General features: G+C 63.8%; 10 protein-coding genes and 1 pseudogene. 9 read left to right on the forward strand and 2 right to left on the reverse strand.

The window, feature by feature from the left end; translation table 11 throughout:
* Positions 1-37: 37 nt before the first annotated feature.
* Entirely contained in the window at positions 38-1489 is a 1452-nt protein-coding gene (locus ACV7NQ_RS30925) for an aldehyde dehydrogenase (protein ID WP_463362816.1), read from the forward strand.
* A gap of 45 nt (positions 1490-1534) precedes the next feature.
* Positions 1535-3934: a CaiB/BaiF CoA transferase family protein gene (locus ACV7NQ_RS30930; protein ID WP_463362817.1), complete on the forward strand. Its 2400-nt coding sequence runs from the start codon at positions 1535-1537 to the stop codon at positions 3932-3934.
* Between the two features lie 246 nt (positions 3935-4180).
* Here ACV7NQ_RS30930 and ACV7NQ_RS30935 read toward each other — a convergent pair whose 3' ends face one another.
* The gene (locus ACV7NQ_RS30935; protein ID WP_463362818.1) at positions 4181-5569 is read right to left on the reverse strand and encodes an aminotransferase-like domain-containing protein; all 1389 of its coding nucleotides are present in this window, start codon (positions 5567-5569) and stop codon (positions 4181-4183) included.
* A gap of 35 nt (positions 5570-5604) precedes the next feature.
* Between ACV7NQ_RS30935 and ACV7NQ_RS30940 the strand changes: the two genes are divergently transcribed.
* The 3 genes and pseudogenes from ACV7NQ_RS30940 to ACV7NQ_RS30950 form a co-directional block, all read left to right on the forward strand.
* Positions 5605-6240 (forward strand): DJ-1/PfpI family protein, encoded by a 636-nt coding sequence (locus ACV7NQ_RS30940; RefSeq protein WP_463362819.1) that lies wholly within the window; start codon positions 5605-5607, stop codon positions 6238-6240.
* A gap of 304 nt (positions 6241-6544) precedes the next feature.
* Positions 6545-6727 carry a LysE family transporter gene (locus ACV7NQ_RS30945; RefSeq protein ID WP_463362820.1) on the forward strand — a complete coding sequence of 61 codons (183 nt, stop codon included), beginning with the start codon at positions 6545-6547 and terminating at the stop codon, positions 6725-6727.
* A gap of 303 nt (positions 6728-7030) precedes the next feature.
* Positions 7031-7201 (forward strand): annotated as a pseudogene (locus tag ACV7NQ_RS30950) (IS701 family transposase); the annotation flags it as partial.
* Between the two features lie 215 nt (positions 7202-7416).
* Here the strand turns inward: ACV7NQ_RS30950 and ACV7NQ_RS30955 are convergent.
* Complete coding sequence (locus ACV7NQ_RS30955; RefSeq protein WP_463362821.1) at positions 7417-8112, reverse strand: GntR family transcriptional regulator; 696 nt, start codon at positions 8110-8112, stop codon at positions 7417-7419.
* Positions 8113-8438: 326 nt separating this feature from the next.
* Here ACV7NQ_RS30955 and ACV7NQ_RS30960 point away from each other — a divergent pair, with 326 nt between their 5' ends.
* The 4 genes from ACV7NQ_RS30960 to ACV7NQ_RS30975 are packed head-to-tail and all read left to right on the forward strand — an operon-like array spanning position 8439 to position 12117.
* On the forward strand, positions 8439-9323 hold the full coding sequence (locus ACV7NQ_RS30960) for a polysaccharide deacetylase family protein (RefSeq protein WP_463362822.1): 885 nt from the start codon (positions 8439-8441) through the stop codon (positions 9321-9323).
* A gap of 18 nt (positions 9324-9341) precedes the next feature.
* On the forward strand, positions 9342-10913 hold the full coding sequence (locus ACV7NQ_RS30965; RefSeq protein WP_463362823.1) for an amidase family protein: 1572 nt from the start codon (positions 9342-9344) through the stop codon (positions 10911-10913).
* A gap of 17 nt (positions 10914-10930) precedes the next feature.
* Positions 10931-11674 (forward strand): maleate cis-trans isomerase family protein, encoded by a 744-nt coding sequence (locus ACV7NQ_RS30970; RefSeq protein WP_463362824.1) that lies wholly within the window; start codon positions 10931-10933, stop codon positions 11672-11674.
* Complete coding sequence (locus ACV7NQ_RS30975) at positions 11671-12117, forward strand: tripartite tricarboxylate transporter TctB family protein (RefSeq protein ID WP_463362825.1); 447 nt, start codon at positions 11671-11673, stop codon at positions 12115-12117. The genes ACV7NQ_RS30970 and ACV7NQ_RS30975 overlap by 4 nt, the downstream gene beginning before the upstream one ends.
* Positions 12118-12122: the final 5 nt, after the last annotated feature.

Below are 12122 nucleotides of genomic sequence, written 5' to 3' on the forward strand. Positions count from 1 at the left end.
GTGAAGCCCATCGGGCTGAATCCCCCGAAGGACCGACATGGATGACACTGTCCTAGATCGCACCGCCCTCTACATCGACGGCCGCTTGGTCGTGCCGCGCCAGGGCGCAACGGTCGACATAGTCGAAGCTGCGACCGAGACAGTGCTCGGTCGAGCCGCGCTCGCATCGAACGGCGACATCGACGCCGCTGTCACCGCAGCGCGCACAGCCCTGGACGGGCAATGGGGTGCGTTCACTCGCAACGAGCGTGCGGAGGTGCTGGAAAGGCTCGCGGCAGCGCTGAAATCGCGGGGCAAGACCACTGCCAAGCTGGTCAGTCGAGAGAACGGAATGCCCATCACATTGTCGGCCGCCGTCAATGGATACGGGCCTGCCGCAATGTTCGGCTACTACGCGCAGTTGCTGCGGCAGTCACCAACCGAGGATCTGCGCCCGAGCATGCTCGGCGGTCGCACGGTGGTGCGTCGCGAACCGGTTGGTGTGGTCGCCGCGGTGATCCCATGGAATTACCCACAGCCGTTGGCTGCGATGAAAGTTGCCCCGGCGCTCGCGGCCGGCTGCACCGTCGTGCTCAAACCGGCACCCGAAACCGCGTTGGACGCTTTCGTTTTCGCCGACGCCGCGGCGGAGGCGGGTTTGCCGCCGGGGGTCCTCAACGTGGTGCCGGCCGACCGCGAGGTGAGCGAATACCTCGTCGCACACCCCGGAGTGGACAAGGTGGCATTCACCGGGTCCACCGCGGCCGGGCGGGCGATCGGGGAGCTGTGCGGGCGGCTGTTGCGGCCGGTCACCCTCGAACTGGGCGGCAAATCTGCGGCCATCGTCGCCGCCGACGCCGACCTGGATGTCTTTGCAGCCAACCTCGCCGAAGTATCACTGGTGAACAACGGGCAGACCTGCCACGCCAGCACCCGTATTCTGGCGCCCCGGTCACGCTATGCCGAGGTCGTCGAAGCCGTGACGGAGACCGTGCGCGGTTTGCGGGTCGGTGATCCGCTGGACCGGACTACCGCGATCGGCCCGCTGGTCAGTTCTGCTCAACGGGCTCGCGTGCTCGGATATATCGAGGCCGGACGGCGGGCTGGCTATCAGGTCACTGTCGGTGGAGGTGTGCCGGCAGCGAACCCCCTCGGCTGGTTTGTCGAGCCGACGGTGTTCGTCGACGTGGACAACTCGGCACTTATCGCCCAGGAGGAGATCTTCGGCCCCGTCCTGACAATCACACCGTATGACGGGGAGGACGAGGCGATCGCGATCGCCAACGATTCGGAGTACGGGCTCGCCGGCACTGTCTGGACCCGCGACGAGGAACGCGGACTGGCGCTGGCGGCACGAATCCACAGTGGCACAGTCGGTGTCAATTACTACGCCCTCGATCTGGCCGCACCTTTCGGTGGAGTGAAGGCCTCAGGTCTCGGCCGCGAGCTCGGTCCCGAGGGTATGTCCCCGTACTACCAGACGAAATCGGTCTACTTCGGCACGCGTTGACGCGCTTTCGCATTCGTATATCCGTCGATCAACTTGGAGTCGTCGATGACATTTCCTTTGGACGGTGTCCGGATTCTCGATCTCACCGACGGTCTCGGTGAATCGTGTGGCCGGTATCTGGCCGATCTGGGCGCGCAAGTTATCCGAGTGGAGCCGCCTGGAGGGTCTCGCTCACGCAACGCCGAACCGGTGATAGACGGCGTCAGCATTCCGTTCGCGCTACACAACGCCAACAAGCTCTCAGTGACGGTGGACTTCGATGATCCCGCGGGTCGCGCCCGGCTTCGCGGGCTCGTGGCCGATGCCGACATCCTGATCGAATCGTTTGCACCCGGCTGGCTCAGTAAACGCGGCTTGGGCGCAACGGAACTCGTGGGCGAGAACAAGACGTTGGTGTGGCTGTCGATCACCGGTTTCGGACAGACTGGGCCGTACCGGAGCTGGGAGGCGACCGAGCAAGTTCTTTACGCGCTCAGCGGTGTGTTGTCGCGGTCGGGCACCCCTGGCGCCGAGCCACTGCTGCCTCCTGCGGGCCTGGTCGAGGGGACCGTGGGCATGCATGCCGCATGGTCCGCGCTACTGGCCTACTATCAGCGGCTCCGTTCGGGCCGGGGGGAGATCATCGACCTGTCCGCGTTCGAGGCTGTTGTACACGGATTCGACCCCGGATTCGGCACCCAGGGCTCGGCGGCGGCGGGACGCTCCGAGGACTTCCCCCGGGGTCGCCCGCATGCCGCGAATTTCTATCCGGTGTTCCCCTGCGCCGACGGCTACGTCAGGATTTGCCTGCTGGCAAGACGTCAATGGCGTGCAATGTTCGAATGGCTCGGTGCACCAGAGGAATTCGCCCATCCGAAGTACGACACCATCGCAGCCCGGTTCGATGCGGCCGACCGACTCCATCCACTGATCGCGCGTCTTTTCGCGGCGCGGACACGAGAGGAATTGGTCGCGGAGGGAGCAGCGCGCGGGGTGCCGGTGGGCGGAGTCCATGACGTGGCCGAAGTGCTCACCGCCGAACACTTCGCGGCATCGGGCTCGTTGATCGACGCGGAGCTCGCCCCCGGTGTGCGGGCCCGTGTCCCCTCTGGATACGTCACATTCAACGGCCGCCGCGCAGGGATCCGAACGCCAGCTCCCGAACTCGGCGCGAACAACCACGATCTCGGGGCTCATTCAGCGGATCGTCCGGCGCCGGCCACAGAGGAAGCGGTGCCAACCGGGCCCCTGGCCGGGCTGCGTGTGCTCGATCTCGGTGTCATCGTCTTCGGCGCCGAGCTCAGCCGGCAGTTCGCGGACTACGGTGCGGACGTAATCAAGATCGAGAATACGGCGTTTCCCGATGGGTTGCGCCAGACCAAGCGAGGCGCGGCGCTGTCTGCGTCGGTGGCTTGGGGGCATCGCAACAAGCGCAGCCTGGGCGTGGACCTGCGCAGTGCCGAAGGACTGCAAATCTTCCGGGAACTGGTCGTCGGCGCGGATGTGGTGCTGGCGAACTTCAAGCCGGGAACGCTCGCCTCGATGGGGGTTTCCTACCCGGAACTGTCGTCGCTCAACCCTGGTGTGATCGTTTCGGAGAGTAGCGCTTTCGGTAGCGTCGGCCCGTGGGATATCCGCTTGGGCTACGGGCCGCTGGTGCGCGCATCCTGTGGCGTGTCGGCGTTGTGGCGTTACCCCGACGACGCGGAGCAGCTTTGTGACGGTATGACTGTCTATCCCGATCATGTCGCAGCGCATACCAGCGCCATCGCGGTCCTGGCAGCGCTGATAGGCCGTCTACGCACGGGACGCGGGGCGGCCGTCGAACTTGCCCAGGCCGATACGGCACTGGTTCAGCTGGGCACTCAGGTGGCCACCGAGTCGATGCGTCCCGGGACGGTCACAGCCACTGGCAACTCCGATCCTTACTCAGCGCCGACCGGAGTGTTCCCATGCGCGGGTGGGGATGAATGGTGTGTGGTGTCAGTGCGGCACGATGACGATTGGGTGCGGCTGTGCGAGGCGATAGGGCAGCGACATCTTGCGACCGACCCGATGTTTGCGACCGCGGACGAACGGATCCGTAACCGGGAGTGTGCAGATCGGGTGCTTATCGATTGGTTGCGGGACAGGTCACCGATCGCCGCGATGCGGGCTCTTCAGTCCGCCGGGGTTCCGGCCGGTGCGATGCTGCGACTGCCAGAGTTGCTCATCGATCCACATCTGCTCGCACGCGGCGCCTTCAGTGATCTGAAACACAACTTCTTGGCGGCGAACCTGCCGGCAACGACGAGGGTAGGCCATTTCAGCTCGATCACGGATCCTCCGATGCGGCAGGCGCCGCTCGCCGGAGAACAGACCCGTGACATCTGCCGCAACGTGTTGGGAATGACCGATGTCGAGATCGACGATCTGCTCCGGAAAGGCGTGTTGCAGGTGCCATCGGTCGAACCCCGGCCGAACTGAGTGTCGGAGGCTGCGCCCTTACGTTTTCGGCACGTTTTCGGCGGCCTGGTGGCCTGCGCCCGGCCTGATGAGTCGGCGGGATTCCCTAGTTCTTCTTCTTAGCACGACAGTTGTATTTTGTTGCGCTGCAGGTTGTATGTCGGTGGTAGCGGCGGGGTGTTCGCGCCAGGGCATCTGGGCGAGTTGACCCAGGTCTGCCGTTCGAAATGGTCGATGCGGCATTGGAATCGGCTCGGGTGTGATGGCTCAGCGGTAGGTGTGTGCGTCAACGACCCGTTTTACCTTGTCCAGCGCTTCGCGCAGGGTGTCCAGGTCTGTCGAGCCGAGAGCCAGCCGGAGCGCGTGTGGCACGTGCGCAGACGTGGCGAACGGTTCCGCCGTGGACACCGATACGTGTTCGCGCATGAGCGCTGCCGCAATCTGGTCGGCTCGTACATCCTCGGGCAGGGGGAGCCAGAGGAAGTACGACGACGGATGGCTGACCTGGGGTAGCCCCGTTAGGACGTCGCAGGCCATTGACTGCCTGATCCTGGCATCGTTGCGCTTTTGCGTCTCCAGCCGGGTGACGGTGCCGTCATCGAGCCACCGGCACGCGATCGCTGTCATCACCGCAGGGGTGTTCCAGGTGGTGGCGCGGATCGTGCGCTCGATTGCAGGCACTAACGGGGCTGGGGCCGCGACGAATCCGAAGCGCAGGCCGGTCGCGACGCTCTTGGAAAGCCCAGAAACGTATATGGTCCTTTCCGGTGCGAGCGCCGCCAGCGGGGGTGGTGGCTGCTCGGCCAGGAAGGCGTATGCGGCATCTTCGATGAAGAGGAGTCCGTATCGGCGCGCAATCTTGACCAACTGCTCGCGGTGGTGCGCCGTCGTGACCCATCCCAACGGGTTGTGCAGCGTCGGCATCGTGTACACAGCACGGACCCGCCGCGTCGCGCACAGCTGCTCGAGGGCGTCGAGATCGGACGCGTGGCCCGCCGCGGGAAGCGGTGCCAGTTCCAAGCGGAGCGCGTGGGCAAGCGCCTTGAAGCCCGGATAGGTCAAGGCATCGGCCGCTACGACGTCTCCGGGCTGCAGCGTCGCCATGACCGTGGCGGCCAATCCGTGCTGAGCGCCGTTGACGATCAGTACCTGATCGGCGCTGACCGGCAACCCGCGCTGCTTCAGATGGCGAGCCACTGTGGCCCGCTCATGTGGGCGCCCACTATGGGGCTGGTAGCGCAACAGGGCCTCCAGGTCACCTGAGGACGCGAGCTGACGCAATGCCTGACGCAGCATGTCGGCCTGACCAGGTAGCGAGGGATAGTTGAAGTTGAGATCCACCATGTCCGCTGCAGCCGCCTGCTGGTCGATGCCATGGCTGGGCGGCAGCGCGGTCTCGCGAACGAAGGTGCCCCGGCCGGGTTCCCCACTGACCAGGCCCATGGCTTCGAGCTCGGCATAGACCCGCGACGCGGTCACCAAAGCCAGCCCTTCGCTGGCCGCGAGTTGGCGATGGGTCGGCAACCGTGTCCCCGCCGGCAACCGACCCGCACGGATGTCGGACGCCAACGTGGCCACCACCCCTTTGTATCGCGAGAACGCCACGCTCCGATTGTATGCATGACAATTGTTTGATTGTATCGGGTTGGGGGTCATACGGTGCCTGGTAACAACTGTGAAAGGCAACCGCCATGCATATCGCCATCCTTACCTTCGAGGGCTACAACGAACTCGACTCCCTCATCGCGCTCGGCGTTCTCAACCGGGTCAAGAAGACAGACTGGCGTGTGTCGATTGCCAGTCCTACGCAGCGAGTCCGTTCGATGAACGGTGTGGTCATCGAGTCGATGGCCACCCTTGAAGAAGCCAACACCGCGGACGCGGTCATCGTGGGCAGCGGCATGCAGACCCGCGAAGTTGTCGCCGACCAGGCGCTCATGGCGCAGTTGCAGCTCGACCCGTCTCGGCAGCTGCTGGCAGGACAATGTTCCGGGACGTTGGTGTTGGCCAAGCTCGGATTGCTCGACGGTGTTCCCGCATGCACCGATCTGACGACCAAACCCTGGGTCCAGGAAGCCGGCGTCGACGTGCTCAACCAACCCATCTTCGCCAAGGGCAACGTCGCCACGGCCGGCGGCTGTCTCGCATCGCACTACCTTGCGGCCTGGATGATCGCCCGCCTGGAAAGTGTCGAAGCGGCCGAAAGCGCTCTGCATTACGTCGCTCCGGTCGGAGAGAAGGAAGACTACGTAGCACGCGCGATGCGCAACATCACCCCTTACCTGCACGAGGAACTGGCCAAAGTGCCAGCGGGACGCAACAACTGACCGCGGCTCAACATTTCCGTCGAGCGTGTGCGGCGGCTTCGGTCGGCCCGATGTCGTGACCGCGGGACACGCCACGTCGCAGGCTATAAGAGGCGCCACACAGCATCGAACTCATCGACGCCATTCCGGTCTCGGGTGCGGGGAAGATCCCCAAACGCGAACTCCGCACAGCATGTTGGGCCGACAGCGACCGCCAAGCCAACAGAATAGGCAAGGCCAAAACTGGGACTGATCTGCTGGCTCAGATCAGCGCCGCCCTGGGGCTGACCGTGCTGCTACAGACGAGTCGCCTGCGACCACGGAGTTGTCGCAGATTCTCGGGCTATGGTTCGTCGCCGAAACCGGTGTCTGGCTCGCCTGCGTCGCGTGGATGGTTGCCCGTGGCACCGGCTGGTTGCGGAAAGCGACAGTGCACCGTCGGCTCGAGCGCGTGACCGGTGCAGTACTGATCGGCCTCGGCGTGCGACTTGTCGCCAAAACCAGCTGAACACCTGCGTCGTTAAACAATTGTCTATCGACATCACGGAGCAGACCGGAAGGTCATCGAAAATAAGCCAGAAGGTATACAGCTCGAATCAGCTTCGGCGGGAAGAACACTCCGGACGCATATCCCGGGACATGAGTAGGGGTTAGCACGACAGTTGCATTTCGTTGTGCTGCAGTCTGGTTCGTTACATAGTATTTTTACGCCTGCTGAATGATGTTGTTGCCGAGGATGTTTCGCCGTGTCCGTCCGGTTTCGATGAGGTGTTCGGGCGGGTGGAGCCGCGACGGTGGGCGCGGGCGTATCAGCGCCACAGGTCAATGCGGCCTCGACCACTACCAAGTACCCTGGTACCGGCACATCACCCTCGCGATGCTCGCCCACGCCTTCCTCGCCGTCACCGCAGCCACCGACCCAAAAGCCCACGCGGGCTGGGCCCAATCACAGTCGTCGAAATCCGCCGTCTCCCGGCGATAGTGCTCCACCCGCCCGCACCCGCACCCACGCCGCCGCCGCCCACTGGAGGCGACACCACCAAACCCGCGTCCGACAAACCCGATATCGTCGACAACGACTGTGACACAACGAAATACAACTGCCTCGTTAGCGCAGGTGTGGTGGCAGGGCCGCAGCCGACCGTGCCCAGCCGCGTTTCGAGATGTCGATTCAGATGGCGAGCAGACGGTAGTTGATCAAGTCGCGGCGAGCGCAGCCGGTGGCTTGCCCGCCTTTTCGTCGCCAGTGTCGGACTCGTCCGGGAATAGCAGCCCCAGTGCCAGCGCGCGGTTGTCCCGAACGTGCTCGGCCGAGCAGGCCCGCGCCCGTTCGGGCTCCCCGGATGCGATGGCCTCGTACAGGCGCCGGTGCTCCTGCAGCAGCCGGTCCCAGTCCTCGTTCTGCTGGAACAGCCAGCGCAGCCGATCTTCGATCTGGTGCAGCATCGACAAGAGCAGCCGGTTGCCGGCCAGCTTGACGATCTCCTGGTGGAACCGGACATTGGCTTCCGCCACCTGGGTGATGTTCCCGGCCGCGAGGGCTCGCGCAGCTTCGGTGACCGAGCGCTTCAGGCGGCGCAGTGCCGGCGGGTCCACGCGCTGGCAGGCCAGCCCGGCGGCGAGCACTTCCAGTGCCTCCCGCACGTCGAACAGCTCCTCGACGTCAATCCTGGACAGTTGCCGGACCACCACCCGCCGCGGGGATTGCACCACCACGAAGCCGTCCGCCTCGAGGCTGCGTATCGCTTCGCGCACTGGCACCCGGGAAACGCCGAGGTCTTCGGCGAGATCACGTTCGACCAGCCGGTCACCCGGGCGCAGCACACCGGTCACGATCCGCTCGCGGAGCTGCTCGCGCACCCGCTCCCGCACGGCCGCGAGCGGCGGCCGCACCTGCTCACTGTTCACCCTTGCTACTCCGTCTCGCCGCGTGAGTTTCCTGAGAGGATACCGCTCTCCGCACAGGAGAACCAAGATCGACAGTTACACGATGGTTACCTGGAATTTGCATCTTGGTCTTGACCGCGACGGTCCCTTAGGGTGAGTATCTGCGTAGCCGTTTTGGGATACCAAACTGCTCAAAAGGGACTTTCAGGGATGGCAGAGCAGGCCCAGGGCGGCTACTGATCGACCAGGCGATGGCTCATCCCCCGCGGCAACCGGCAGGCCTACGCGGGTCCGCTGGAAGTGATTACCAGATACAAGGAGGACCACGCGGGATGGCCAAGGACATTCAAATTTGCTTCGGGGTTGACGTCGATGCTGTCGCCGGCTGGCTCGGTTCCTACGGCGGCCAAGACTCACCCAGCGATATTCAGAGGGGCATGTTCGCGGGTGAAGTCGGAGTACCGCGACTGCTCGACCTCTTCGAGGAACACGAACTGCGCACCAGCTGGTTCGTTCCGGGACATTCGATCGAGACCTTCCCCGCGCAGATGCAGGCCGTCGCCGACGCCGGGCATGAGATCGGCGCACACGGCTATTCGCACGAGAACCCGATCGCGATGACGCCCCAGCAGGAACAGGACGTGCTGGCCAAGAGCATCGAACTGATCGAGAAGCTTTCCGGACGGCGACCCCGAGGCTATGTGGCACCGTGGTGGGAGCTGAGCGGGCAAACCGCGTCCTTGTTGGTGGAGAACGGATTCAGCTACGACCACTCGCAGAACTACAACGACTTCACCCCGTTCTACGCCAGGGTGGATGACTCCTGGACGAATATCGACTACAGCAAGACGGCGCAGGAGTGGATGAAGCCGCTCGTGCGCGGCCGTGAAGTGGATCTGGTGGAGTTCTGTGCCAACTGGTACATAGACGACCTGCCGCCGATGATGTTCATCAAGCAGTCCGCGAACAGCCACGGTTTCGTCAACCCGCGTGACATCGAGCAGTTGTGGCGCGACCAGTTCGACTGGGTCTATCGCAAGATGGACTACGCGGCCTTCCCGGTAACCCTGCACCCGGACGTGTCCGGCCGCCCGCAGGTGCTGCTGATGCTCGAGCGCCTCATCGACTACTGGCGCGGTCACGAGGGCGTCCGCTTCATCACGATGGAAGAGGCGGCCGAGGATTTCCGTCGGCGTCATCCGTTCGCCAACCAATAGCCTGATGGAGACAATCGCATGTTGAGGGTTCCGGACTCGGAGGAGATCCGAGCGCTGGGCGAGAAGCTCGGACTTGATTTCACGATGCCCGAAGCCGAGATCGTCAGGGAACGCATGGTGGTCAAGCTCAAGGAGGTCGACCAGTTCTACGAGGCGCACTTCCACGGAGAACACGAGCAGCGCCCCAGGGGAGCTAGTTATCGGCCATCGGTCGAAGAGGATCCGCTGAACGCCTTTATCAGCAAGTTTCGAATCGAAGGCGCGGAATCCGGACCGCTCGCGGGAAAGACCGTGGCGCTCAAGGACCACATTTCGGTCGCCGGGGTTCCGCTCACGCTTGGTTCGCACTTCATGGACGGGTATATCGCGGATATCGACGCAACTGTTGTCACGCGCCTGCTCGACCACGGCGCGACCGTGATCGGCAAGCTGAACATGGACGACTTAGCGAGCGGCGGGGGACTGCTCGGAGCAGGCAACTTCGGTCGGACCCTGAACCCGCACGGCACCGGATTCGTCACCGGCGGTTCGTCCTCGGGTGCGGGTGCGGCCGTGGCCGGCGGGTATGTCGACATCGCAATTGGCGGCGATCAGGGTGGCTCGATCCGTAACCCGGCGAGCTACTGCGGCATTGTGGGGTTGAAGCCGACCTTCGGGCTCGTTCCGCATACCGGAGCGATAGGAGCCGATCCGAGCCTGGACTATCTCGGCCCGATGACGCGCCGCGTGGAAGACACGGCGCTGACCCTGCAGTGCATCGCAGGTCCCGATGGCAGCGACCCGCGCCAAAGGTTGATGCCAGACATTCCCGACTACTCGTCGTTGCTCGACCGCGGTGTCGAAGGATTAAGGATCGGAATTCTCGACGAGGGTTTCGGCTACGTGGGCATGGACGGCGACGTGAGCGATGCGGTCCTGGTTGCTACCGATGTGCTGCGAGGGGCTGGGGCCAAGGTGGCGAGGATCTCCGTTCCGGCTCACACCGATGCCTATATTCCGGCATCGATCATCATGGCTGAAGGCACGCGGTACCTGTTCGACTCCAACCTGGGCGGCACAAGTGCCGACACGTATTACCCAATCTCGCTTATCACGGCCTTCGGGCGGTTCAAGCAGGCGGCGGGATACGAGTTGCCACTGAGCGCAAAGCTCAATGCGACGTTCGCCGAGTACGTGCATACCCGGTACCACGGGCGGTTCTACGCGAAAGCCCAGAATGTGCGGGGTGCGATCAGGCGCGCATACGACTCCGCCCTCGCCGAGGTGGATCTCCTGATCTGCCCCACCAAGCCGACCACCGCGCCTCGCTACGTCGAGCCCACGACCTACGTGGAAGAGATGGAGTACTTCCTCTCGCGCGGCGAGGCGGGGAACGCGGCATTCTCGCGCAACACCGCGCCCTTCAACTACACCGGTCACCCCGCGATCAGCGTCCCGTGCGCCGCAGTGGACGGCATGCCGGTGGGGATGCAGATCGTGGGCAGGCACTTCGAAGACGACGTCGTTCTGCGTGCTGCCTATGCCTTCCAGGAATCCAGTGGATTCGTCATTATTCCCGACGGCGTCGGCACGACGACCTCGCTCGGTTAGCCCAAAGGTCAGAGGAATTGAACAGCAAGAACGCGCCCAAACGACTCGGAATGCTCACCCCGTCTTCCAACACGCTCCTCGAGCCGGTCTCGTCGAAGATGCTGAACGGGGTCAGCGAAGCCGACTGCTATTTCTCACGATTGCCCGTGACGCATATCTCGCTCGAACAGAGCTCCCTGAGGCAATTCGATTTCGACCCGATGCTGCGTGCGGCCGAGCTGTTGGCCGACGCGGAAGTGGATGTCATCGCGTGGAACGGTGCATCGGGAAGTTGGTTGGGCCCAGATATCGACCGCGAGTTCTGCGAGCTGGTCACCGCCAACATGGGCATCGCGGCGACGACGGCAACGCTCGCCATGCTGGACGCGTTCGAGGCGATGGATGCCGCGACCTGTCACCTCGTCACACCGTACCTTCCGGAGATGAACGACCTGATCGTTGGCCAGTACCGCGATACCGGCATCACGGCGGTCAACGTCGAGGGCTGCGCCCTGACCATCAACAGGGACATCGGGTCGGTCAGCCTGGAAACGATCGAGTCGATGTTCGCGCGAGTCAGCGATGCACCTGCTGATGTGATCAGCGTGCCATGCACCAATTTCCCAGTGATCGAGAACATCGAATACCTGGAGAGCAAATACGGAGTCGTCATCTGCGACTCGATCGCCGCGGTCATGTGGAAATCGCTAAAACTCGCGGGCGTGGATCCCCAGGCTGTGCGTGGCTGGGGCCGATTGTTCCAACTGGAGCAGTCGGCATGAAGCAGGACAAGATCGGCGGCCTCGTCAGCATTGCGGTCGGCGCCGGCTCCCTGTTCGAGGCGAACACTCTGTATCCGTATCGTCTGAACTCCGTCTCCGGCGACTTCGTCATGCCGGGCGTCGTTGGTGTGCTTCTTGTTGTCCTGGGGCTTCTGCTGGTCTTCGTGGTCAAGACTCCCCCGTACGAAATCGAGCGACCCGATCGCCGGGCCGGGCTCCAGATGCTCGGCACCGTCGTCATCCTCTTCGCGTATTGGTATGCGATGAGCGAGCTCGGCTACACCATCGCCACCCTCCTGGCCTCGCTCTGCCTGTTCAAAGTCGTCGGCGAATACGGCTGGATCCGGACGACGGCTTACGCGGGCATCGTCACGCTCGTGCTGTACGTGGTTTTGATCCAGCTCCTGAACATTGCACTCCCGACCGGGATCTTCAATGTCTGACGAAA

This window comes from Nocardia sp. Tas62D01, assembly GCF_055232035.1.

Excerpts from the sequence above, each read along its gene's own strand:
- ACV7NQ_RS30925 (WP_463362816.1), top strand. The coding sequence starts at position 38 with ATGGATGACACTGTCCTAGATCGCACCGCCCTCTACATCGACGGCCGC.
- ACV7NQ_RS30930 (WP_463362817.1), top strand. The coding sequence starts at position 1,535 with ATGACATTTCCTTTGGACGGTGTCCGGATTCTCGATCTCACCGACGGT.
- ACV7NQ_RS30935 (WP_463362818.1), bottom strand. The coding sequence starts at position 5,569 with ATGACCCCCAACCCGATACAATCAAACAATTGTCATGCATACAATCGG.
- ACV7NQ_RS30940 (WP_463362819.1), top strand. The coding sequence starts at position 5,605 with ATGCATATCGCCATCCTTACCTTCGAGGGCTACAACGAACTCGACTCC.
- ACV7NQ_RS30960 (WP_463362822.1), top strand. The coding sequence starts at position 8,439 with ATGGCCAAGGACATTCAAATTTGCTTCGGGGTTGACGTCGATGCTGTC.
- ACV7NQ_RS30965 (WP_463362823.1), top strand. The coding sequence starts at position 9,342 with ATGTTGAGGGTTCCGGACTCGGAGGAGATCCGAGCGCTGGGCGAGAAG.
- ACV7NQ_RS30975 (WP_463362825.1), top strand. The coding sequence starts at position 11,671 with ATGAAGCAGGACAAGATCGGCGGCCTCGTCAGCATTGCGGTCGGCGCC.